This is a genomic window from Labilibaculum sp. (assembly GCF_963664555.1).
In the GTDB taxonomy this organism is placed as follows: Bacteria; Bacteroidota; Bacteroidia; order Bacteroidales; family Marinifilaceae; genus Labilibaculum.
In genome coordinates this window covers 2527125-2551126 of record NZ_OY761461.1, presented here as the reverse complement: position 1 = coordinate 2551126, position 24002 = coordinate 2527125, and the positions used below count along the sequence as shown (strand labels likewise).

Sequence of the window (24002 nt, the reverse complement as noted above, 5' to 3'; positions counted from 1 at the left end):
TGATTGGAACAAAATAATTTGACACAAACCATTTTTTAACTAATTACCATTTACCAACAAGCAGTTACTATTTTTAACAGCAACACGAACTTGAATCACCATCCTTGCAATCACAGCCGCAATTACTTTCCGGGTCATCTTTACAATTGCAGTCACAGTCACATTTTCCGGCTTTCTTTTCTTCCTCTTTTTTATCAGCTCCACTGCAGCAAGCCCGGCGCTCCTCTTCCGCCATTTTGAACTGATCTTTTTTCAGCAAGGAAACCTGAAAATTCTTTCTGCGGGCACTTAAAACAGAATAAACATCATCGTTCTGAATTTGTTCCAGAATATCTGTCTTTTCATTTTCGGTACCATCACCTTCGCCACCATCTATTGGACTTTCGGCGTGCTTTGGGAAAATAATTGCATTCTGAGGACAAACACGGGCACAGGCAGGACACATATCCTTACAATTCGCCGAAGCTGAAACCACAACAGTTCCGTCATCCTCAACAGAATATACACTAAACAAACAAAAGTTCAGGCATTTGCGGCATCCGTTGCAACGCTCGTAATCAATTACCGGATACCATGGTTTCCAAGAATCAGAATACTTGATTTTTAAAGCTGCTCCGGTATTCGATTCCAATGCTGAAATAAGCTCATCCCTACCTTCTTCCTCCACATGATGATATTCTGTGCCATTCCCATCTGCGTTTCGTCCTGAATTGTCCACTAAATGTTTCATCGCACGAGTCTGACAACCAAAAACAATAGCATCTTTTGCATTGTACAAACTTTCCAAATCATCCGGGCTCTTCAAAATCGTACCACACATGTCCTCGATATAGGTATAAGCTATATTCCTATCTTCCAGAGTGCTAATCAACTTCTGAACCGAAGATTTTTCGATCTTCCCATCCTTCTCGCACCCGCAAATAAATATTTGTTTGCTCATTTTTCTTCCTAATTTGTAATTTTTCCTTCTAAATCAACAAGATCTAAGATATTAGAAATGAGATTTGAGAAAAAACAATTTGCAATTTCACTCATTTCCTATTGACTCTTACCTCATTAAATCTTCTTCTTAATATCATATGCCAACAGAGCATCGCCATGACGGATGTATAAAACACCCTTGTTGATTACCGGTTGAGCAAAATGCTCTTTGGTTCCTTTGGTTACTTTAAATTCACTTACCAACTCCATACTTTCAGGTGTTACTTTTACCAAACCAACCTCACCTTTTTCGTTGTAACAATATAACATGCCATCAGCGGCAATTGTAGATCCACGTCCAAAATCCAAGCTGTCTTTTGTCTCACCAGTTTCGGCATCAACACTTTTCCAAACTTTTTTGCGCTGACCCGATGCAATGATTTTGCCATTTAATTTTACAGCACCTCCCATAATATTGTCTAAATCTTTATTTCTCCATACTTCCGTGATTTGACTTCCATCTTCAGAAAGCTTCATTTTCACGGTTCCATTGCCACATCCGGTAACGTAATACAAATAAGAATCTTCAAAAATTGGAGTGTTTCCATTAACATCACAAATCGTATCCTGCAGTTCCGTCCACAATAATTTACCTGTTTGCGATTCGATACCCATTAAGGCATTGTACGAAAAAGTTACCAAAACTTTTCGGGATGGAAATTCCAACAATAAAGGAGAGCAATAAGAAGGAACTTGTCCAATTCCAGGATTGGCCCAAACCATTTCACCGGTAAATCGATTTAATGCAATAATGTTATTTTCCTCTCCACCTGGTGATGCAAAAACCAAATCATCATCAACCAATAAAGATTGTGAATATCCAAAACGGGTATTCTTACCTTCATATTTTTCCAACATATTCACTTTCCACTTCAATTCACCTGATTCAGCTTTAATACAAGCAATATCACCCATTCCTGAGGCTACATATACCAAATCATCTACCACGGTTGGCGTTGAACGACTACCAATAAAATTCTTCATCCAATCTTTACCAAATTCAGTTTTCCATAAAATTTTTCCTTGCAGATCAAGAGCAATCAGGTATGCAAGGCTATCAATTTCACCATTTAAATACATCGTATTTTCACTGATAACCGGCGAACCATAGCCATTTCCAACACCTTCAATATCCCAAAGTACAGAAGGTCCTTCTTCCGGCCATTCCTGCAATAAATTGGTTTCATTATAAATACCGGAACGGTTCTCACCTCTCCATTCACTCACTTTTTTCTGCTTGGTATTACAAGCAAACAAGAGTACGGCAATAATTAGAATGCTTAAATTTTTCATATGATTATAATTTTAAGTTTTTGTCATATGGAACTTACCATATCAATCATCTCACTTGGTTTAGAAAGAGGTAACATGGACGTTTCATTGGGTTAGTTTTAATTTTATTCATTCTTTAATGATTCAACGATATTGTATTTTTTGATTTGCCGTGCAGGAATCCAAATCCATATCAATCCACTGATTAAAATACCGAACAGCAATGCCAAAATATATCCAACCGGCATATGAAATGACGGTGATAATAGTGATGGAAGCACACCAATTAGTGCAGCACCTAATCCACAGCACAATCCCACCAGCAGCAAAAATAAATTCTCGTAAAACAGCAGTTTAAAAAGGCTGTTTTGCTGATAACCGATTGCAGAAAGTAAAGCCAATTCCTTTTTCCGTTCCATGATGTTTCGCATCAGAACGATTCCCAAGCCTATGGTTCCGATGATTACACCCAAGCCTCCCAGAAACATAAACATGCTTAAGTAGGTGTTTTCAACCGAATAGAAGGCAGCCAAACGATCGGATGTTTTCATTCCTGAAACCCCCAAATCCTGCAAGTTATTTTCAAACTTCTGCATCAACTGATCATCCGTATTACCCTGTAATTCAACCAATAATACTTTTGATCCACTAATTGATGGAAAGTGTTTTTGAAACTGATGATCAGAGATCAAAATATTGCCCTGAAAGATGGAATTGTTCAAACCTCCCAGAAGTACCAATTTGATGTCTTTCCCAAATTCATTTTGATAGATCAAAGTATCACCAACTGCTTTTTTCAATCCCCAAACAATAACTGTCTGATCTGCGAAAGCAGGAATCACATCTGTTCCCATATCCTCATTTAAAACCTGCCACGGATGCTCAGAATTCACATTACCAGCAAGTTTTGCAAATGAAAATGCATCCTTCCTATCGAATAATATGGGGTCAAATCCTAATATTCCTGGTTTCTGAACCTGATTAAGATTCAGGCAACTGGCATCATCACCTTCCAAGGCTCTGAACTGTACAAATTGTGTGGTGGAATCGAGATCACCTTCCCAAAACCCAAGTTTTTCCTGGCCTTGATCTGTATTTAAATCAAACAAGACAGGCATTGTGGTCTCCATCCAATATTCATAACCACCTGTACCCGATTGATTCGCATTTTCGGTACCGAAAAAAGTTTTTCGGTTGGCTCCTGTAATCAGAACCGAGAACGTGCCCAGTGCCAATAATGCGACACTTGCCAGACTTCTTTTGCTATTGCGAGCACTGTTCTTCATAGCCAGTTGCAGCAAAGATGGTGTTTTACTACTTCTGGTTGAACTCAATTTTTGCAGGTACATATGTACAAAAGCACAGGCTCCGATCATGAACAAGCCTCCTGCAGACAGCAATAGCTCCGCATTTTGCTCTAATGAGGATGCAAATGCATACGTAATCATAGCTGCAGCACCAAGAATAGAGATCAATGCGATCAATTTTGAAATACGACTGCCTTTAGCAGAGATATTTTCATCGGTTGTATTCTGAATTAAATTGCTTGCTGTTTTCTTTAGCTTTTTACGGGTCACCAACCAAATGCACAGCATTGCAACCACAAGACCTATTGCAAAACCGGTAAACAATGTCGTTCCGCGCAGATGAACATTCAACATATTGGTACGAACTACATCAGTCCACACCGAATTCAAAGCTTTTAAAAGCAGATGGTTGTATAAAATGCCTCCTAAAACACCGACAAATCCTCCAATAACTAAGGTTACTAATGACTCATAAATTCTGATTCGCAGTATTTGAGATTTAGGGAAGCCCAAACCCAGAAGAATTCCATTTTCCTGACTTCTGCTGTCGAGATTTAGAGAATAAATTAGGATGGTTAAAAGGATTCCTGCGAATATGATGAAAAAGCTAAGACTTAAGAACAACTCTCCAAAATCGACCATGTTATCTGCTGCCGAAACACCTGCATTACGAACAGATACAAAACTCAAATTAAGTGATTTAGGGCTTATCACCGAAAGTATGAGTTTCTCTAATTCTTTCTGATCCAATTCCTTTTCATTAAATCGGATCGCAGTATATTTTCCATATTTATTGCTCCACAATCCGACTGCTTTTGCCGGGGAAATAAATGCTTTAGGAGTTCCTTTGTATTTCTTCCAGTAGTCTTCGTCTTTCGGACGGATTTTTGAAAAATCAACAGGAACACCGGCTTCCCAGTCGTTACAACTTCCTGCATCTGATAATCCCGGAAAGGACGGCATCATTGATTGATCCAGCAAATCACTATCCAAAGGCAATACTTCCTTCACTACAAATGTCTGCTTCTGCTCTTTAAGAGCCCGCAAAGCGCCAATTACAAAATAATCCAGAGAAATTGTATCGCCTGCCTTAGCCTGGATATCATCAGCCAACCACTGATTGATACTAATTTCCCCATCAGACAGATTTGACAAACGTGAATCACCATTAATGGCAGATACAAACGAATAAGGCGTTTCTTTATCCTTACTGCTGATTCGGTTCACAAAATAAGTGAGAAGAGATTGCTTATTGATTTCGATTTTCTCCAGCTCATCTGAAATTGGAGTATCGATAAATACCCGATCCGAAACCAATTCCAACTGATCTTTTCCTTTAACCAAACGAATTTCAAGACCGGCATCTTTCACATTCCAGTTCTTTTTTAAACTGCCTTCTACCTCAGGTAAGGAAAGCACAGATTCGCCTGCAGAACTTGCCAGTAAAAGATTTGCCCGTCCTTCCAGTTCCATTTCTTTGGCCAGATAATCTCTGGAAAGAAAAACATTGTATGGTGCAACCTGATTGTTTTTTAGGCTAAAGCGACCCAGTTCCTGATCTCCGGCAATGGCTTTTACCTTTACCCGCAAAGCGATTGTCTGATCCTCATCGGAAACAAAAGGAGCATTGGCGGGAATCAAACTCCCCTTTTCAACTCGTAACAGAAATTCATCACCAATTTTCAGGCTCATTTTATCTGCCAGATTCGAACTTACAGCAGCTTCGCCATCTTTCAAGTCAATTTGCTCAGCAGAAGAGAATTTCCAAAATTCCTGATCAAGCCCATAAGCCTGAATATTGTTCGTACGAGTCTGTTTTTCTGGTTGAATTGCAATTCCTTTCACCTGCAAAAGAGCAGCTGCATTCCCATTTAAATCTGCCTGAATCTCTTTTGCCAATTCGGCACGAACATACCGATCGCCTGCAGGCATGGCATATTCCACCTGGCCCAAACGAAGGTTGACCAGATCGTGCAAGCTGTATTTTACCGAATCACCAATAATTAATGCTCCTGTAAGTACTGCTGTACTCACAATTGTCCCCAAAAAGACGGCAAAATGCTGCTTTCTGAAGTACCAGAGGCTTTTGATGATGTATTTTAAGATTGTCATTTTTAGTACATAGTGTTTAGCACATAGTCGCTGGTAAGCCTTTATATAATTTCCTTTATCATTATTTGCTTAAGTATCATTACTAATGACTAGTTACTAAGTGCTCAAATGAAGTTTTCCATCTTCCAATTGATAAATCTTCTTCATCTTTTTGGCCAAATCCATAGAGTGAGTTACTATAACTAGCGAAACACCTTGTTTCTCGTTGATACTCACCAATAAATCGCCCAATTGCTCTGCCGCTTTTTTATCCAGCGAACCGGTTGGTTCATCGGCAAGAAGCAGATTTGGCTGATGAATTAAGGCACGAACCACTGCTGTGCGCTGACACTCTCCGCCCGACATTTGTCCCGGACGCTGGTAAATCAATTCCGATAATCCAACAAAATCCAAAAGCTCCAAGGCCCTTTTTTCAGCTTCCTGCTTCTGCTTTTTATCCTTTACGGGGATAAAAGGCAGCAAAACATTCTCAATCAGATTCAACTGAGGCAGTAAGTGATGCGACTGAAAAACAAAACCCAGATTCTGATTGCGAAAGTTGGCCAATTCCTTCTCATTTTTCTTCGATAAATCTTCCCCGTCGAAAATTACACTGCCCGAATTGGCTGTATCCAAAGAACTAATCACATTCAGCAATGTACTTTTACCCGAGCCGGATGGACCAACAATGGCGATAGATTCTCCCTTTTCGATAGCCAGAGAAAGATCATCCAATATGATTCTTTTCTCAGTACTGCCAGCGTTTTGGTAATATTTGGTGATGTTCTTTAGTTCTATAATCATATCATTTTCCTAATTTAGTTCCAGACCTGACAGGTTTTTAAAACCTGTCAGGTCTTAAAATATCAATCTTTGCTCTACTATTCAGCATTTTTTCGTTCTATGCAGTTCCTGCTTCGTTGAAATCAACTTGTCCTTCGATGTATTTTACTTCCCATCAGTATAAAATCGTTTTCCTTCAAATAAAGTAAGGCTCCTTTCGCATAAAATGGTCGCCCTTCGCATAAGTGCCCTCTCTTCTCAGGGCTTTCAGCGCTTTTTTATTTTTCACCAAAAGCATAAATGCTTCCATCCATGCAGGCAACAACAATCATCCCTTCCACCACAGCAGGCGTTCCAACAATGGCTCTGCCGATTTCGTAGGACCAGATTTGCTGACCGGTTTTCCGATCCAATACATATATTCGGCCATCTCCTGAGCCTATAACTACCGAATTACCAGCAATTACAGGCGACGCTTCTATTTTATTTTTGGTTTGGAATTGCCATTGAATGTTCCCGTTTTCTTTATCGAAACAGTAAACCTGCCGGTTTTCAGCGCCAATAATTACCTGATCGGCCGAGACCGAAGGAGAAGCCAAATAGGAAACCGCTCCCTCTTTCTTCCATTTCACCTGATTTTTAGCGTAATCCACACAGAAAAATTCGCCATCGTGATTTCCGAAATAAGCCTGATTCCCATCCAACGCAACCGATGAGGCGATGTAGGTGGCAATATCCAATTTGTTTTTCGCCTTTCCGGTTTTCACATCCACTTGATGCAGAAAACCATCGCAACCACCAAACACGGCAATTTCACCATTGCAGGACGCAGCACCATTGATGTAATTATCAGATTCATACTTCCATTGCAGTTGGCCTGATTTTGCATCAACACAATGCAGATTAAAGTCGTAGCTTCCGAATAAAATCTTCTTCTGTTTACTCAATTTATCGCAGAACCAAGTGGCTGATCCCGAAATCTGACCATCGGTGGCGTACTTCCATCTCAGCTCCCCACCAGTGGCATTCAAGCAGTAAAAAATTCCTTCCAATGATCCGAAATACACGCTTCCATCCAAATATAATGGCGAGGCTTCCACCGATGTTTTGGCATCGAACTTCCATTTTAGTTCACCTGTTTTCGAAATTGCGTACAATTTCCCATCATTAGAACCAACAAATATGTTCCCATTGCTAATAACGGGTGATGATTTAATGGCATCGCCTGTTTTATATGACCAAAGTAGTTTGGGTGCTTTTGGAACATTGGCATCTGTAATCCCCGTAAGGCTTGAATTGCCACGAAACGAGAGCCAATTGTGTTTGTTTTGACTATAAGATGAAATTGATGCAGATAAAATCAATAACAGCAGAAGTATTATTGAATTGACTCGTCGCCTGACAAGATGTGAGATGCGAGATATGAGATGTGAAAATTTCTTCATTTTTAATTTCTTCTCCTATTTTTTAGACTCTGACAGGTCTTTCCTTTAAATGCGTGCCGATCTCCGGACTTTTATATTGCTCCTTTAATTATTAATTCCTAATTGGAGCGAAGCGATAAAGCTCCCGTAGGACAAGCCATTGCACATTCTTTTGCTGCAACAGTCAACGCTTTGTTAATGCTTTGATTAAAAGGTACCGATACTTTAACGGTAAATCCCCGTCCGATATTGGTTAAGCCTGTTTCCTCCTTGTGTTTGCCTGCAATTTCTATACAAAGTCCGCACTTAATGCACTTTTCGGGTTCGTAAATAATCCTTTCATGATCGAAATACTTCACCACACTGTTTCGTTCGCCAAATGAAAACCGTCTGCGATCAGCATTATGTGTGTCTGCACAAACACGAAGCTTGCAATTATCCAATTTACGGCAATCGCAATGCAAACATCTGGCCGCTTCCTGCATAGCTTCCTCTTTCGTAAATCCCTTATCGGATTTTGCCTCCACACGATCACCCGAAACAGACTCTTTCAAATACTCACTCAGCTCTTCTTTTCGCAGTGTTCCAAATCGTGAATTGAATGCCCGCTTTGTTGCTTTCCCTTCTCCATTTCGTAAAAACTCATCTACCGACCATGCTGTTTCTTTTCCCATAGCAACCGCTTTTACCGCCATTTTTTGAGCACGGATTGCACTTCCTGTAGCAAATATTCCTGTCTGATCGGCAGCGAACGTGTTGTCGTCTACCCACAAGCCAGCCTTCGCTGACTTTAAACCTAATTCCTCCACATTTTCAAGACCACTTCCTGTTGCCAGAATTACAGCATCAAAGCCTGATTTGATCTGTTCCCAGTTCTCTTTTTCAATTTTTTGACCGATGAGAAAAACCACACCAAATTGTTTTAGTATTTCTATTTCCCTTGTCAGGATATCTTCAGGCAAGTCCCCTTTTTCGATAGATTCAAGCAAACTTCCTCCCAAGCGATTTTCTTTCTCGAATAGCTCGCAGGCATGTCCATCTTTTACCAAATGATAGGCTGCCGATAATCCGGCCGGACCGGAACCAATAACCGCAACCTTTTTACCACTTGCTTCTCTCTTATCAGGAAAATAGAAAGACTCCTCTTCATCTGCAGAAATTCGCTTCAAGAGACAAATGGAAACCGCCTGATCGACATCCTTACGCCGGCAAACTTTCTCACAAGGAGCAGAACAGATGTGTCCTAAAATCCCCGGAAGAGCAATTTCCTCTTTTACAATCTTCAAAGCCTCACCGAATTTACCCGCTGCAATGAATCTGTTCATTTTCGGAATGTCCATATACGCCGGACAAGCTACGCGACAAGGCGCCTCGCAATCGCCAACATGATCGCTCAACAACAATTCGATGGCTTCTTTTCGTGCTTCAAACACCTCTGCATCATCACTCGCCAAATCCATTCCTTCGGTTGCAACGGTAGCACAGGAAGGAAGCATTTGCTGATTCTTGTTGTTTCGCACCATGCAAACCATGCAGGTAGGATGATTGCTGCATCCCTCGAAATAGCACATACTGGGAATCTCAATTCCGATAGAACGTGCGGCATTCAGAACAGTTGTTCCTTCGGGAACATTGATGGCTATATTGTCTATTGTCAGTTTTGGCATCTTTATATTATCTATAGACCTGACAGGTTTTAAAAACCTGTCAGGTCTTTTAATTATTTTATTTCCACGGCATCCACCGGACAAATTTGTTTACAGATATCGCATTTAATGCACAATTCATTATCAACCTCATGCAATTCGTAAGGTTTTGCTTCAATCGCATCTACCGGACAGCGTTGCGCACATTTGGTACAACCCGTGCAATTGTTGTTTATTTCGTAGCGAATTAACTCCTCGCATTTGCCAGACGGGCATTTGCCATTGATATGTGCTTCGTATTCGTGTCGGAAATACTTTAAGGTTGACAACACAGGATTTGGAGCTGTTCTTCCCAATCCACAAATACTTCCTTTTTGAGTGTTGATTGCCAACTGTTCCAGCAAATCCAAGTCACTCAATTTTCCTTTTCCTGTCTTGATTTTTGCTAGAATTTCCAACATGCGCTGCGTTCCAATTCTACAGAATGTGCATCGTCCGCATGATTCTTCCTGTGTAAACGATAAAAAATAGTGAGCAATGTCAACCATGCAGTCCGATTCATCCAAAACAATCAACCCTCCTGAGCCCATCATGGCTCCCACTTCTTTCAAAGAATCAAAGTCGATTGCCGTGTCGGACATGGAAGCAGGAATGCAGCCCCCCGACGGACCGCCAATTTGAACAGCTTTAAATTGCTTCCCGTTGGCAATGCCTCCGCCAATTTCTTCTATAATTTGCTTGATCGTAATTCCCATAGGAACTTCAATCAATCCTCCTCTGTTGATTTTTCCGGCTAAGGCAAACACCTTCGTTCCCTTGCTTTTTTCCGTTCCAATTTTACTAAAAGCTTCCGCACCATTCCGAATAATGTATGGAATCAAAGAGAATGTTTCTGTATTATTGATTAGAGTGGGTTTATCCCACAATCCTTTTTCTGCCGGATACGGTGGCCGCAACTGCGGAATTCCCCGTTTGCCTTCAATGGATGCAATTAATGCAGTCTCTTCACCACACACAAAAGCTCCAGCTCCCTCAAATACTTTCAGTTCAAATGAAAAATCGGAACCTAAAATGTTTTTCCCAAGCAATCCTTTGCTTTTGCAAATTTCCAAACCTTCCTTAATCCGTTTTACTGCAAGCGGATATTCTGCCCGTATGTAAAGTCTGCCTTCGGTTGCTCCTACGGCATAAGCACCAATTAATATCCCTTCAATAATTCGGAACGGATAAGATTCCAGCAGCATTCGATCCATAAAAGCACCCGGATCTCCTTCATCACCATTACAAATGATGTATTTTTGATCAGACTTTGCATTCTGAACCATTTTCCATTTGATCGCCGAAGGAAAACCTGCACCACCACGACCTTTCAGTCCGCTTTTTTCAATTTCCGAAATAATCTCATCTGCAGAAATCCCGTTCAGGCATTTCTTAAAGGCTTCGAAACCATGTTTCGTAAGGTATTCTTCAAAATCGGAAGGTTTTATCTCTCCCCGGTATTCTGTTGCAATGTTTACCTGCCCTTTCAAAAACTCCGCAATTGGTGTATGTTCTTCATTTGCATTGTATCGGTTCGAACTCTTAGGGATATCTGAAAAAGTAAGGTTCTCAGCGTAATTGTAAAAGCGATTTTTGAAACGACTCATCCAACTCTCCGAGCGAAAGTGTTTTTCGATAATATCGCCAACTTCATTTGCATTGATTTTCGTGTAGTAAGCTGCTTCTTCTCCATTTTTATGGATTTCCATCATGGGAACCTGATTGCATACTCCAACACAACCAACCTGTTTCACATCTACTTTAATTTTGTTCTCGGCCAATGTCCTTTCCAACTCTTCTTTCACTCCTGAGCTGCCACTGGCAATGCAACATGATCCCAATCCAATTCGAATTTCACCCTGAGAGATTCCTTCTTCAGTCACTTCTCTCACAATCTTCTCTGTGCTTGGTGCCAGATTTTTAAAATCCTCTATAATTTCAGCGACTTTACCAGTTTCAACATGACCGTAAGTAACATCATCAATCTGAACCACGGGAGCAAGAGTGCAGCAGCCTAAACAGGCAACTTCCTCTACCGTAAAAAGATTTTCAGTATCGGTATCTACGCCTTTTTCCAATCCTAATTCCCGGCGAAAACCATCGTATACCTGCTTTGCTCCTTTTACATGGCAGGCAGTGCCCACACAAACCCGAATGATGTGTTTCCCCACCGGCTGATGACGAAACTGAGAATAGAAAGTTGAAATACCTGTAATTTGAGCTTCAGTAATTGTTGTAGTTTCACATACCCTTTTCAAAGCAGATTCAGGCAAATAGTTATATTTCCCTTGAATAGCCTGTAAAATTGAAATCACCTTATCAGGCTCTTTTCCAATTTCAGCAACAACTCCATCAACAAAATCGATTATCTTCTCCATACCTATTTTCCTATGCAATAAAGATTTTTCTCACCCCTGATGTACACTCTGCCATCTGCAAAAGCTGGTGATGCATCTGATTTTTCTCCCAAGGATGATGTTGCAAGTTCCACATATTCTTTATCAGCCTTAAAAATGTGCATTACACCTTTCCGGTCCATCAAATATATTTTGCCATCGGCCAAAATTGGCGATGCATAAAAACCTCCGTCAAACTCCTTTTCCCAAAGTATTTCTCCTGCTTTTGCATTGTAGCAGACCACCGCACCATAACTGGTCACCACAAACAATAAATCCTTGTAAGCGATCGGGCTTGGAACATCTGAAAGATAATCGTACGCTTCCCATAAAATTTCAGGTTTTGCTCCTGGTTTAATGGCAACCAAACTGGCATATTCGTTTAAGGCAAATACGATTCCATTCGCATAAGCTACCGAAGGACCAACCTCGCCGGTAATGCAATCTAATTTCCACAATTCCTTTCCTGTTTGTGCATCGTAGGATGCAATGAAGGGATCCGCCGCTAATAATATCTCAACCTGATCTCCGTTTTGAACAATCACAGGCGATGCCCATGAAACTCTTACTTTACGTGCAGTACTCCATACTTCTTCTCCACTTGATGTTGACAAAGCCATTACTTTTGAATTCTTTTTTTGATCGTACTGAACAATCAGCTTGTCTTCAAAAACAATCAAAGATGACGAATGCCCGTAATGATTATCAGGGACACCTAAATTCTTTGCCCACTGCTTTTTTCCATTCATATCTACTGCGATGAGATCACCATTTGAGAATATGGCAAAAACTGAATTTCCATCTGTTGTTACCGTCGATGCCGCATGACCCGTATCCGGAGTAACTTCCGGTGGATTTGCCGGGGATCCTGGAATTTGATCCGCTTTAGCTGTCCAAAGTAATTTACCGTTGTTTCTATCGTAGCAATAAACTTCACGACTTGTTGCATTTGCTCCGGAAAGGAACAATTTGTTTCCCCAAATTACAGGTGAATTATAAGCATGAATAGGAACAGGCTGTTTCCACAAGATATTTTTCCCACTAGCTCCATCCCATTCATTTGGAATGTTCTTTTGAAATGCAATACCATTTCCTGCTGGTCCGCGAAAAGATGGAAAGTTTGCCATCATCTCTTTCGTTGGATATGTTCCTTTGTATGAATTGGTTTTCGCCTTTTCAACGGCGACTTCTTCCTTCTTAGCAACCGAAACCAGAGTTTCCTCTTTTGGAGTCTCTTCCTTAAACTCTTCTGCAACTTTTTCTTCAACCACAGGCCCAGCGATCTCTTCTTTTCCAACAACCTCAACAACCGGAACATCTGATTGTGTATTTTCCGTTTTTTCAGCTTTGGCAATTTTAGCGGCTTCAGTAAATTGATTTCCTAACTCTTTATGTGTTAAAAACGCAAATATCATAGTGATTCCGACCATTCCAAAACCACCAACCACAATCCATTTCCTTGCTTTTTCTCGAAATAGAATGATATTCTCTTCTTCCTCTTTAGATATCTGAGGTAACTGTCGCTTGCCTGCATAAAATAACTGCAAAGCAATGGCTGTTACAATAATGCCAAACAGAAATAAATATCCTCCGGCTTTTACCTGCCACTGATTTGTGAAATAGGCTTTACGGACCAACAAATCCATTTCACGGATTTGCTCCCGCAGTTGATCATCATTAGGATTTTTATTCAAACGATCAACCAAACTATTAATCACTTCGGTATTTACCGGATCAATTCTATTAATCTGAATGTAATTCACCAAAACCAACATGCAAATTACGAAGGAGAAAGTTCCCGCCACCATTGCAATGCCTTTCCACAGGGATAGGTTGGTACGATTTATTTTAAATTTGTTAGTCATATGTTTTACCACTAAAATATTACCACTAAAAAAATGTTTTACCACAAAGGAAGCTCCAAGTACTTCACTAAGGGACACAAAGTATCTTTAACTTTCTATACATACTTTATTATTCAATCTCTAAATTCTTTTTTATTCCTTTGTGCTACTTCCTGGTAAAATACTCACTTTTTTTTAACCACAAAGGGACACAAAGTGCTCCTCAAAGGGACACAAAGTTTTTTATTTTCTGATTCCCCTCTTGCGAGGAGATTAAGAGGAGTGTTTTTAACTTCACATTCAATAACATCCCCCTATATCCCCCTTGAAATGGGGACTCAAACTTGTATTATTTTTCTACAGGACAATATTTTAAACAACGTGCACAACTTACACAGTCACCTTTGTCTGGTGTATAATCTTCACGATATCGGTAGGTTGTTAATCCGGATAAAGCCAAACCGATAACCAAACCAATGAAAGTACCCAATATCCAACCGCCATAATAAAACTTCTTTACAATTTCGGCAGCTTCCAAATACAATTGTTCTACTGGTTTCCCCGAAGTTCTGAATCCTTCAATTTCCAGACTTTCTTTCATGGTTTTGGAATCGAAATGCACCAACTCATCTGCCAAACGTACTTTCGAGTTTACTTTTGCCAGATTTTCATGGAAATTTGCTCCAGTCCATCCACCAACAATCATTAATGCCGGAATGATTAAACTGAGCAAAATAAATCTGCGCGTGGCAGATCTCTTGTCTTCCATCTGTTTCACCTCAACAGGTTTGTTAATTGCATCCAAAGGACATGAGCTCCCGCAAAGTTTGCATTGAATGCAATTGGAAGGTGTTATGGTCAAATGATTTTTGGAAACTCTGCTCACTAAATTCAAAATCACACCATAAGGACAGAAAAACCGACAATAAGGTCTTGCTATAAAAATGCTGATTAGTAGAAAAGCTGCTCCGATGGCAAACATGAAAAATGTTGCATTGAATCTGAAAATTCCTACAAAAGGATCGTACCTGCAAATGATAAAATCGGTTGCTGTAGCTGCATATAAAACAGATAATCCCAAATAGATGAATGGAATCAAACCCAATACTTTCTGCAACCACTTTTTTAAAGTCACAGGACGCATCAAAAAGACATCTTGCACTGCTCCGAGCGGACAAACACCGGCACAAAATGTTCTGCCGAAAAACAATGTATAAATTAAAGGAATCACAAAAAATGCCAAAGCAGATAAAGGAATGTGATAACCAGGATTGAATAAGGCCAGAACAACATTCTGAACGGAACCCACAGAACAGACACATCCTTCCCTGAAAAAACCAAAATATAAAATGGAAAAAATGGATACTGCAACGACTCCGGTTCTCGATCTTTTCTTTAAGATAAACCAGGTAATCAGGCTAAGAGCTGCAATTAACACCAATACATCCAATAAAGCGAACATTCCATCACGTGGTACCGGCATTGATGTAACCGGCTGTGTGTAACCTGATTCAAATTCGGGTTTAGGGAAACGCTGCTGTTGTGAAAAGGCTGCAAATTCCATTCCTACAAAAAATATCAGTAAAGAGATAAAGGCTAAGCTTTTCTTCATTGTGATCGATTATATTTTTTTATTTGTTTTAAAACCGGCAAACTTATAGGCTTGCTCAATTGGCACTCTTGAAAATGCATCAGAAGGACAATCTCTGGCAATGGCGCACTGATTGCAATTCACACAAAGATCGTGACTAACCTGAAGCTGCAATGAACCGTTTCCAAATGCACCACAGCCTTTCACACATTTTCCACAACCAATACACAGCTCATCAATAATTTCATATTTGAAAAACGGATCTTCCACATAAGATCGTTTGATTGCTCCGGTAGGACAAAGCTGATTTTCGGCGCCGGTTGATAAATTCTTTACATTTGGACGAAAATATCCTCCACACAAATCACAATAGCCACACATATCGTAAACATGAATGCATTTCACTGCCGAAGGTGTCACCACACAACTAGTAGCACAACGTCCGCATTGCGTGCATTTTGCAGGATCTAACTGCCAAAGAAAATCTCCTTTTTGGCTTTTTGCCGCCAAAACTCCTGCAACACCCGCAATACTAGCTCCCGCTGCAAAACGAAAACAGGTATTGAGAAAGTCTCTTCGATTCTTCTTATTTTCCATCATTGTTCAATCAAATTATTTTGAAAGCTTCGTTCTAAACTTTACACCTTCCGGAAGTCGGCAAGCACTTAGTTTATCGCAGCCTTTGCATAGAAAATCAAAATCGCATGAAGCTTCTTCACCTCCGTAATTTCGAAGAATCAGAGTTCCGCTCATCACAGCCAAACCTCCTAAAAGCAAGCCTCTGAATCCATTTCTTAAAAATTCTCTTCTGTTGATCATCGTTTATTTTGCTTCAAATATTCGTATCATTTTCTGTACAGGATCCAAAACCAGAATCCTATCCTTAGAATCAACTGCAAGGTCAATACCGACTGTTCCTTCTTCAAATAATTCAGGAACCGCAACAACCGATTTAAAATCACCGGAAGGCAAATGAATTTTAACTCTTTCCAGCCCTTTCTCTGCCGTTACAAATGAACCGTCAGAAAGCATTGCAGCATTGGAAGGATTGCAACAACCGCTAAAACCTTCCAAACTCATAGAAGTTCGTTCCCATGAGGAAATTTGCTCTCCGCTGGAATTGTAGGCTTCGAAAGCATGTCTGCCCGGATTTACAACCCAAAGTTCGCCTTGTCTGCCCATCAATAAATCAAAATACGGACTTGGAATCACAAAACCTTTGATTCCTGCCTCTGGATTTTTTCCACCAATTTCGTTTATTTTCTCTCCTTCAATATTGTAATGATGTACAATCTTTTGTCCTGCATCAGCTACGTAAACATTGTCTCCATCAATAGCAATTGAAGTAATAAATGCCTTTCCACCCGCAACTACAAAGCTGTTTCGCAAACTTCCATCCGGTTTTCTGATATCGACACGATTGCCCAGACCAACCAAAATATTTCCATTTTCCGCTACCGTTAGGCATCGGGCATTACCTTTCACTTTTAATGAATTGATTTGTTTTCCATCTGAATCTAAAACCAATATATTTTCATCGGTACTCACATAAATCTGATCTTTGCCATCAACTGCAATCCCATAAAGCCCGTTGGCCTGAATCTTAATTTGTTTTACTTCTTTATGACTAATTTTTGATGAATCAACCTTTCGTAATTCTTTCAAATCATATTCATAAACATTTTCCTGTGGCTTATTTTCACTTATAAAAAGATCTTTTGCCATAAAAGCAACAACAACAAGTAGTAAAACTACCAAAAGCCATAATATCAATTTATTTTTCATATGATTATAATTTGTTTTCACTTGCCATATAGAACTTCCAAATTACACTCATCCTTCTGTTTAATAAATAAGGCCGTTTCATCTGTCTATCCTTTTAATTTGCTCTAATATCGATACACAAAAGGTGCTTGGCATCACGCATCAATAATCTGCCATCGGCAACCACCAAAGGCCCCCATGCATCATGACCATCCAGAACTTTCGTTTTATCCAGCAACTCAAACTTTTCAGTGCTTGCTTTGGCGATAGTCAAAGTACCATCATCTTTCAAAATAAAAAACTTACCATCAGCAATCATATAAGGCCCCAAACCAAAACGATCATTCGTTCCGCTTGTCCACAAAATCTTTGTACAATCATTTGGATCACAGCAAACAAACCGATTCCTCATTCCACCAGCATCCTTAGGTAAGATCGCGAACATACGATCTTTGTAAACAATAGGTGTTTGCTGCTCGGATGCAACACCGTCTTTCGGCTTGAATTTTTGAAGCGTAGCCACTTCATATGAATTTCTACTCTTTTTAACCTGAAATAAAATTGAACCTGCACCATAACCAGCAGTCATGAATATTTTGCCGTTTTTCAGTACAACAGGCGATGGAGCAACTACGGACGGAGAAAAATCTTTTGTTTTCCACAGAATTTGTCCAATATCATCCCCTTCACCAGATACACCAACAATTCCTCCAACAGCCGCATAAACCCACATTTTTTTCCCATCTAAAGTCATCGGCATAACCGATGAATGAGACATTTGCCAATTATCCGGATTCGGAGTTTCCCAAAGGACTTTCCCTGTAGCACAATCTACCGCAATTAGCAACGATTTTCCCCCCGGAGCAAGAATAACCGTATTGTCATCAAGTACAGGACACTGGCCGGTATACCAAAACGGTATCTCTGCCATATATTCTTTAACCAGATCAAGTCCCCATAGAAATTCACCTGTGTTAGGATCGGTGCACATAACATGGCATCGAGGTCCCATTGTTACCAAATATTTATCGTTAATTGCCGGAACAGTTCTGGACATTCCATGATTTCGCTTGATATGAACCCTGTACCATCTGCGCCAAAGCTCCGCTCCTGTTTCCAGAGAAAAACAACGCAAGGCATCCGCTTTTTTCACTTCGTCGTAATCGAGAACATAAACCTTTCCATTATACACAACGGGCGCAGCATGTCCTTCCCCCAACTCAACCTGCCAGTCTATTTTGAGCCCGGTTCCCCAATTACTAATTAGCTTCGTATTATCAGTTGAAATATTATCAGAATTTGCTCCTCGAAATTGAGTCCATTTCCCAGTTAAATCTGAAGAATATTCAGAATAAAGATCAAATCCTTCTCCTATCAAAATTCTTTCAGAAGATTCCGTTTGTTCGGGACGATTATCCATTCCCGGGATACTTGCATGAATATCCTTTACAGGATTGTAAGCCAACCAATACATAAACAATATGCCTGCTATAACAACAGACAAGAGAATTAATCCTTTTTCGCTCCTTTTCGACAGCATATTCAATTATAATATCAATTTATTTTTTTGCAGATTCCATCAACATCTGCCAAAGTAAATTACGCCTTTAGGTATCAGGTATTCGCTATTGAATACACATACATTCCATTGGCATATCTAATATACATCTTCCCATCTTTAATAACAGGATGAGCAATATGATCCCTCTTCATCCCCGGAACATGGAAACGACTCACTACCTCAAAACCATTCGCCATAGGTTGAATTAATGCCAATTCACCAGAATAAGCGTAACAATAAATCATACCATCGGCAGCAATCACGGTACCAGGAGCCAAATCTTTCACCGTTTTCCTCACCTCACCGGTTTTCATATCAACACAAGAAAAACTCTTCGTCGTATAATCTGTTCCAAATAAATTCTCATCAATCAAAACTGCACCGCCATGCTCTAAATCGAATAAGCCACTTGTCCAAACCTCTTCTACCGCTTGTCCGTCATCTTTTATCTTTAGCATTACGCTTCCAAATCCCCAACCATTCATAGTAAATACATAGCCATCCTTATAAATCGGCGTATTACCATGAATACCATGAGGATACTTTAATTCATAACTCCACATTAATTTGCCATCATCCGGATCGATGGATATCAATGACTTCGCAGTATTGGTAATCAAGTATTTTTTTTCTTTATACGTGATTATCAAAGGAGAACAATAAGCACTTTTCTCACCCACTCCTGCACTCTTCCACATAAGATCTCCGGTATCTTTGTGCAATGCAATTACATTTGCGTCAACACCACCTGGCGTACAAATTAACTTGTCGTCATCAATTAACAAATTCTCAGTAATTCCATAGAAAACGTTTTGCCCGTCGAAATCACGAAATAGATCCTTGGTCCAAATAAAATCCCCCTTTTCAGCATCAAAACAGATGAGTTTTCCTAATCCACTCAGTAAATATCCTTTTCCATCATAAATCTGAGGTGTTGAACGTCCACCAGGGAAATTCTCTGACCATTCTTTACCATATTCCTTTTTCCAGATTAAATTACCACTTAAATCGAAAGAGAAAATATAGCTCATACTATCGATGGTTCCTGTAGTGTATACCTTTTCATCTGTAACAGCCGCGGAAGAATAACCTAATCCTAAATCCTCAAACTTCCACAAAATCTCAGGTCCATTTTCCGGCCAAACTTTAAGCAGATTGGTTTCTGAATAAATTCCATTTCTATGCGGACCGCGCCATTCGCTTTGCTGAGCTGCATTCTTACACTGAACTAGTAATAAAGAACTAAACACGACAATAAGAATATTAATTAGTTTCATTAAGCTTGAATTAGTTTTCACAATATTAGTTTATTTTAATAGAATAGGCCATTATTGCTGTTGCATGACGAACATATAATACACCATTATTAATTACCATATGAGCCCAATAAGGACCCTTACCGTATGGTACTTTAAACGAACTTATTACTTTAAATTCTTTCGGGTCTGCCTTTACCAAGGCTACATTACCATCTTTCTCATCATAGCAATAAAGCATACCTTCTGCCGAAATAATGGATCCTTTATTCTCCCACTCAGTCTCATACATTTTCTTACCTGTTTCCCATTCCATGCAAACCCAATATCCGTTTCTATTATTGATCCAATTTGCACCGTATATATAACCATCCAGCAGAACAGCTCCTCCATGATGAACATCCAATAATGAATCTACATACGAAAGTTCAACCTCAGAGGCTTCTTCATTTAAATCCAGCATTACTGAATGATGATCGTAACCATTGGTTATAAATATTTTTCCATTTTTGTACAATGGAGTATTGGTATTGATATTGGCTTTCCATTCTCCGGCGGCATAACTGCCGTAATCGAATTGCCAATCAATATTTCCATTTTCGGGATTAACACCTATTGCATTGTTTTCTGTTACAGTTACGATTTGTTTCTTGCCATTTCTATCAATTAAAAGAGGAGAAACATAGGCGGATTTATCATCTAAACTTTTCGATTCCCAAACGGTTTCTCCGGTCATTTTATTCAACGCAATCATCGTTGTTTTTTTTCCGCAAGGAGTATAAAAAACCAAATCCTTGTATAGGAGCAATGATTCAGAAATTCCCCATTCCCCGCACTCTCCTTCAAATATTTCATTGGCCTTTTTCTGCCAAATCAGCTCTCCGGAAAGAGCATTTACACAGGCTAAATCCCCTCTTCCGCTCGACAGATAAATTCTTTCATCCTCAATCGTTGGAGTACAACGGGAATCAACAAATGATGCATCCCATCCACGGCCATAAGGAATTTGCCATTTTAATTTTCCTTCCATATTAATGGCCACCAAGTAATCCATAGAGTCCTTTAATCCGGTAAGGTAAACAGTATTGTGAGCGATTGCAGCAGAAGAATAACCTGTAGGAATACTATCCAGATGCCAAAGCATTTTAGGACCTTCCTCCGGCCATTCCTTTAGCAATCCAGTTTCTTCATAAACACCAGATCTATTTGGTCCACGCCATTCGCTTTTTTGTATTTCTGTTTTGCACTGAGTGAGAACACTTAATAATGCAATACTGACAAATAGTAGTCGATTCATAAGTTTGATAGGTTTTGTATTGTTCTTAGTTTGCTTTAATTGAATAGACCATCAAGGAACTTCCATGACGAACATATAGTCTTTTATTATTAATCACTAAATGAGCCCAATGTTGTTTTTCACCAAAAGGAACCCGAAACGAACTCACTTTTTCAAAACTTCCATTGCTAACATCAACAAGAGCAACTTCTCCGCTATCGCCGTAACAATACAATTTGCCATCAGCATAAACTACGTTCCCGTTACTTAACATTTTAGCTGAATGCAATACTTCACCAGTTTTCCAATCCAAACAAAACCATTCACGATTAGTATGACCGGAACCATATATCTTACCATCACTCAGAACAGCTCCTCCCATCTGATTATCCATCAACTCATTTCGCCAAACCTCTTTTACACTCCCTCCATCTTCACCGAGTTCAAGCATTACTCCTCCTTTACCATATCCACTATAACAAAACAGATAGCCATCTTTATACAAAGGAGTATTTGGATGAATTGAATATTTATTAGGATGATCGAACGACCAAAGTAAAGTACCGGTTTCAGCATCAACTCCAATTATTGAATTACTTGTATGAGTCACCAATAAATTACGGTTTGCCAGCTTTATTAGCGCAGGAGAACAATAAGCTGATTTCTCACCATTTCCTTTCGCTTTCCAAATCAGCTGTCCCGATTTTCGATCTAATGCAACCATACTAACTTCTGAACCTCCCGGAGTACAATATAATTTATCTCCATCCGCAACAAGATTCTCAGTTATTCCCCAGCGGGTGTTTTCAGAGTTAAATTCTGTTAATATATTTTTTGACCACAGAATGGTTCCATCAGCAGCACTCATGACTGTAATTTTTCCCAAACCACTCATCACATAAACGATACCATCATAAACCATTGGACTTGTGCGCACACCGTTATAAGAATCCATCCATTCTTTGCCATAAACTTGCTTCCAAAGCTCTTTTCCTGAATGATCCAATGCTATTACAAAACCATTTTCAAGTTCTGTCCCTCCTGTGTAAATAACATCTTTAGTTACTGCTGCTGAAGCATGTCCCTCACCTAAACCTTCAACATGCCATATTAATTCGGGGCCTTCAACCGGCCATTCCTGCAATAATCCGGTTTCCTGATAGATTCCATCACGATTCACACCTCTCCACTGAGCATTTTTCTGGGCAAATGAACTAATTACAGCAATAAATAAAACAAGTAGGACGAAATATTTTTTCATTTTAATCGGACTTTTTTCAATATTTAATTACACACTAACTTTCTAAAGATACAGGCTATTCCATTGTTTTAGAAATGAACATAGCTCTTCTACTTAAATCTATTTCAGGTCTAAATAAAAACAAGACATAATACGCAACACTTTTCATGCCAGAAGAATCAAAACTCTTGGAATCACAAAAGTGTTAATTCCCCGCCTATTTAGATTTATAAAAAACTGCACGCTTGCGAACTAAAACTGTTCAAATATGGACTTTAAAGACTCACAGGTCTCTTTTAATTTACAGTACGTTTGCTACAAATAAATAAATTCAGCTGGAATTAAGCAATAAAATTATTCAAACAACCAAAAACATGGGACGCTTAACAACTTTTTAACGCTTCTTTAAAATCAAAATAAATAGACAACTGAATAATTCCTTATTTTTCTATTTGATTTCTCTTATCTTTAGAACTTACACTAATACAAAAACTATATGAAAAGATCAATATTACTGATGATTTTAGGACTCGCAATTTTTTCATTTGCATGTCAATCCAAGAAAACTGAAAACCAAGAAACCTCTCTCCCTCTTGGGGTTAGCAAAGTTATTGTAAAAGAAACATTTAATGCGGGTGGTTATACCTATATAAATGGAAGTAATGATTTATGGCTGGCTATAGGTCAACGACCAATAGAAGTAGGCAAAGCGTATTATTACAAAGGCGCATTGGAAATGAAGAATTTTCACAGCAAAGAACTAAATCGCGATTTTCCTGTTATTTATTTCTTAAATACCATTTCTGACACACCAATCGAAAACAACATGCCTATGCAAGCCTCTTCTATGAAGAAACAAACGGCTAAAAAAATTGAAGTTTCAATAGAAAAGAAGGAAGGAACAACAAGTATTGCTGATATCTTTTCAAAAAAGAATGAATTTTCAGGCAAACAGATAAGCGTAAAAGGAAAGGTTGTAAAATTTAATCAAAACATTATGGGCAAGAACTGGATACACATTCAGGATGGTTCCGATTTTGAGAGCAATTTTGACCTTACCCTTACTAGCAAGGAAGTTGTTTCGGTAGGGCAAATTATTGAAGTGACAGGAACAATTGCATTGGATAAGGACTTTGGAGCTGGCTATACTTATGATGTTATTATGGAAGACGCTAATATACAGAATGAAGAAAATAAATAACAAAGCGATTTAAATTAATATGTTCATATGTTGTTTTACATCAATTTTCTATATAAATTTGATTAAATACTTTCTTTTAACTACATACAACTAATTTATCACAACAAAAAAAGCGACCGAGGTCGCTTTTTTTGTTACACAATTATTTGACTTAACTTCAAAAAATAAGATATATTCACCTCCCGATATTTGCAATGATCACAATTTGCAGTTTATTCATTGCTATTTTTTGAACGGTTTGCATTCTAATCCACAACTTGTACAATATATTTTTTTAATATTTATTATTAGTTTTCTGGAATTTATTACTTTTAAAAGCATGTCAAAAAT

Annotated in this window: 17 protein-coding genes; 1 reads left to right on the top strand and 16 read right to left on the bottom strand. The window is 39.1% G+C overall.

The features are described from left to right. Window positions 1-73: 73 nt before the first annotated feature. The 16 genes from ACKU4N_RS10170 to ACKU4N_RS10095 all read right to left on the bottom strand — a co-directional run bounded on the left by ACKU4N_RS10170 (window position 74) and on the right by ACKU4N_RS10095 (window position 22492). Complete coding sequence (locus tag ACKU4N_RS10170; protein ID WP_321316154.1) at window positions 74-940, bottom strand: ATP-binding protein; 867 nt, start codon at window positions 938-940, stop codon at window positions 74-76. Between the two features lie 116 nt (window positions 941-1056). Next, the gene (locus tag ACKU4N_RS10165; protein ID WP_321316152.1) at window positions 1057-2274 is read right to left on the bottom strand and encodes a BamB-related PQQ repeat family beta-propellar protein; all 1218 of its coding nucleotides are present in this window, start codon (window positions 2272-2274) and stop codon (window positions 1057-1059) included. Window positions 2275-2378: 104 nt separating this feature from the next. Further along, the gene (locus ACKU4N_RS10160) at window positions 2379-5672 is read right to left on the bottom strand and encodes an ABC transporter permease (RefSeq protein ID WP_321316151.1); all 3294 of its coding nucleotides are present in this window, start codon (window positions 5670-5672) and stop codon (window positions 2379-2381) included. 96 nt (window positions 5673-5768) lie between these two features. Beyond that, the gene (locus ACKU4N_RS10155) at window positions 5769-6455 is read right to left on the bottom strand and encodes an ABC transporter ATP-binding protein (RefSeq protein ID WP_321316149.1); all 687 of its coding nucleotides are present in this window, start codon (window positions 6453-6455) and stop codon (window positions 5769-5771) included. A gap of 257 nt (window positions 6456-6712) precedes the next feature. Then, the gene (locus tag ACKU4N_RS10150; RefSeq protein WP_321316147.1) at window positions 6713-7879 is read right to left on the bottom strand and encodes a beta-alanine-activating enzyme beta-propeller domain-containing protein; all 1167 of its coding nucleotides are present in this window, start codon (window positions 7877-7879) and stop codon (window positions 6713-6715) included. Between the two features lie 98 nt (window positions 7880-7977). After that, window positions 7978-9525, bottom strand: a complete 1548-nt coding sequence (locus tag ACKU4N_RS10145; protein ID WP_321316146.1) for a 2Fe-2S iron-sulfur cluster-binding protein — start codon at window positions 9523-9525, stop codon at window positions 7978-7980. 53 nt (window positions 9526-9578) lie between these two features. Next, window positions 9579-11921: an NAD(P)H-dependent oxidoreductase subunit E gene (locus tag ACKU4N_RS10140; protein WP_321316144.1), complete on the bottom strand. Its 2343-nt coding sequence runs from the start codon at window positions 11919-11921 to the stop codon at window positions 9579-9581. Window positions 11922-11923: 2 nt separating this feature from the next. Further along, window positions 11924-13804 (bottom strand): PQQ-binding-like beta-propeller repeat protein, encoded by a 1881-nt coding sequence (locus tag ACKU4N_RS10135; RefSeq protein WP_321316142.1) that lies wholly within the window; start codon window positions 13802-13804, stop codon window positions 11924-11926. A 328-nt stretch (window positions 13805-14132) separates the two neighbouring features. Then, on the bottom strand, window positions 14133-15395 hold the full coding sequence (locus ACKU4N_RS10130) for a 4Fe-4S binding protein (protein ID WP_321316140.1): 1263 nt from the start codon (window positions 15393-15395) through the stop codon (window positions 14133-14135). A 9-nt stretch (window positions 15396-15404) separates the two neighbouring features. Beyond that, window positions 15405-15974 (bottom strand): 4Fe-4S dicluster domain-containing protein, encoded by a 570-nt coding sequence (locus ACKU4N_RS10125; RefSeq protein ID WP_321316138.1) that lies wholly within the window; start codon window positions 15972-15974, stop codon window positions 15405-15407. Window positions 15975-15986: 12 nt separating this feature from the next. Further along, the gene (locus ACKU4N_RS10120) at window positions 15987-16193 is read right to left on the bottom strand and encodes a hypothetical protein (protein ID WP_321316137.1); all 207 of its coding nucleotides are present in this window, start codon (window positions 16191-16193) and stop codon (window positions 15987-15989) included. 3 nt (window positions 16194-16196) lie between these two features. Beyond that, entirely contained in the window at window positions 16197-17159 is a 963-nt protein-coding gene (locus ACKU4N_RS10115) for an NHL repeat-containing protein (RefSeq protein WP_321316136.1), read from the bottom strand. Between the two features lie 94 nt (window positions 17160-17253). After that, window positions 17254-18678, bottom strand: a complete 1425-nt coding sequence (locus tag ACKU4N_RS10110; protein ID WP_321316135.1) for a BamB-related PQQ repeat family beta-propellar protein — start codon at window positions 18676-18678, stop codon at window positions 17254-17256. Between the two features lie 74 nt (window positions 18679-18752). Next, a complete protein-coding gene (locus ACKU4N_RS10105) occupies window positions 18753-19976 on the bottom strand; it encodes a BamB-related PQQ repeat family beta-propellar protein (protein WP_321316133.1) in 1224 nt (407 codons plus the stop codon). A gap of 25 nt (window positions 19977-20001) precedes the next feature. After that, on the bottom strand, window positions 20002-21252 hold the full coding sequence (locus tag ACKU4N_RS10100) for a BamB-related PQQ repeat family beta-propellar protein (protein WP_321316131.1): 1251 nt from the start codon (window positions 21250-21252) through the stop codon (window positions 20002-20004). A gap of 25 nt (window positions 21253-21277) precedes the next feature. Next, window positions 21278-22492: a BamB-related PQQ repeat family beta-propellar protein gene (locus ACKU4N_RS10095; protein WP_321316129.1), complete on the bottom strand. Its 1215-nt coding sequence runs from the start codon at window positions 22490-22492 to the stop codon at window positions 21278-21280. A gap of 475 nt (window positions 22493-22967) precedes the next feature. On the opposite strand from ACKU4N_RS10095, the gene ACKU4N_RS10090 reads away from it, so the two are divergent. Continuing rightward, complete coding sequence (locus ACKU4N_RS10090; RefSeq protein WP_321316127.1) at window positions 22968-23672, top strand: hypothetical protein; 705 nt, start codon at window positions 22968-22970, stop codon at window positions 23670-23672. Window positions 23673-24002: the final 330 nt, after the last annotated feature.

Excerpts from the sequence above, each read along its gene's own strand:
- ACKU4N_RS10170 (WP_321316154.1), bottom strand. The coding sequence starts at position 940 with ATGAGCAAACAAATATTTATTTGCGGGTGCGAGAAGGATGGGAAGATC.
- ACKU4N_RS10165 (WP_321316152.1), bottom strand. The coding sequence starts at position 2,274 with ATGAAAAATTTAAGCATTCTAATTATTGCCGTACTCTTGTTTGCTTGT.
- ACKU4N_RS10160 (WP_321316151.1), bottom strand. The coding sequence starts at position 5,672 with ATGACAATCTTAAAATACATCATCAAAAGCCTCTGGTACTTCAGAAAG.
- ACKU4N_RS10155 (WP_321316149.1), bottom strand. The coding sequence starts at position 6,455 with ATGATTATAGAACTAAAGAACATCACCAAATATTACCAAAACGCTGGC.
- ACKU4N_RS10150 (WP_321316147.1), bottom strand. The coding sequence starts at position 7,879 with ATGAAGAAATTTTCACATCTCATATCTCGCATCTCACATCTTGTCAGG.
- ACKU4N_RS10145 (WP_321316146.1), bottom strand. The coding sequence starts at position 9,525 with ATGCCAAAACTGACAATAGACAATATAGCCATCAATGTTCCCGAAGGA.
- ACKU4N_RS10140 (WP_321316144.1), bottom strand. The coding sequence starts at position 11,921 with ATGGAGAAGATAATCGATTTTGTTGATGGAGTTGTTGCTGAAATTGGA.
- ACKU4N_RS10135 (WP_321316142.1), bottom strand. The coding sequence starts at position 13,804 with ATGACTAACAAATTTAAAATAAATCGTACCAACCTATCCCTGTGGAAA.
- ACKU4N_RS10130 (WP_321316140.1), bottom strand. The coding sequence starts at position 15,395 with ATGAAGAAAAGCTTAGCCTTTATCTCTTTACTGATATTTTTTGTAGGA.
- ACKU4N_RS10125 (WP_321316138.1), bottom strand. The coding sequence starts at position 15,974 with ATGATGGAAAATAAGAAGAATCGAAGAGACTTTCTCAATACCTGTTTT.
- ACKU4N_RS10120 (WP_321316137.1), bottom strand. The coding sequence starts at position 16,193 with ATGATCAACAGAAGAGAATTTTTAAGAAATGGATTCAGAGGCTTGCTT.
- ACKU4N_RS10115 (WP_321316136.1), bottom strand. The coding sequence starts at position 17,159 with ATGAAAAATAAATTGATATTATGGCTTTTGGTAGTTTTACTACTTGTT.
- ACKU4N_RS10110 (WP_321316135.1), bottom strand. The coding sequence starts at position 18,678 with ATGCTGTCGAAAAGGAGCGAAAAAGGATTAATTCTCTTGTCTGTTGTT.
- ACKU4N_RS10105 (WP_321316133.1), bottom strand. The coding sequence starts at position 19,976 with ATGAAACTAATTAATATTCTTATTGTCGTGTTTAGTTCTTTATTACTA.
- ACKU4N_RS10100 (WP_321316131.1), bottom strand. The coding sequence starts at position 21,252 with ATGAATCGACTACTATTTGTCAGTATTGCATTATTAAGTGTTCTCACT.
- ACKU4N_RS10095 (WP_321316129.1), bottom strand. The coding sequence starts at position 22,492 with ATGAAAAAATATTTCGTCCTACTTGTTTTATTTATTGCTGTAATTAGT.
- ACKU4N_RS10090 (WP_321316127.1), top strand. The coding sequence starts at position 22,968 with ATGAAAAGATCAATATTACTGATGATTTTAGGACTCGCAATTTTTTCA.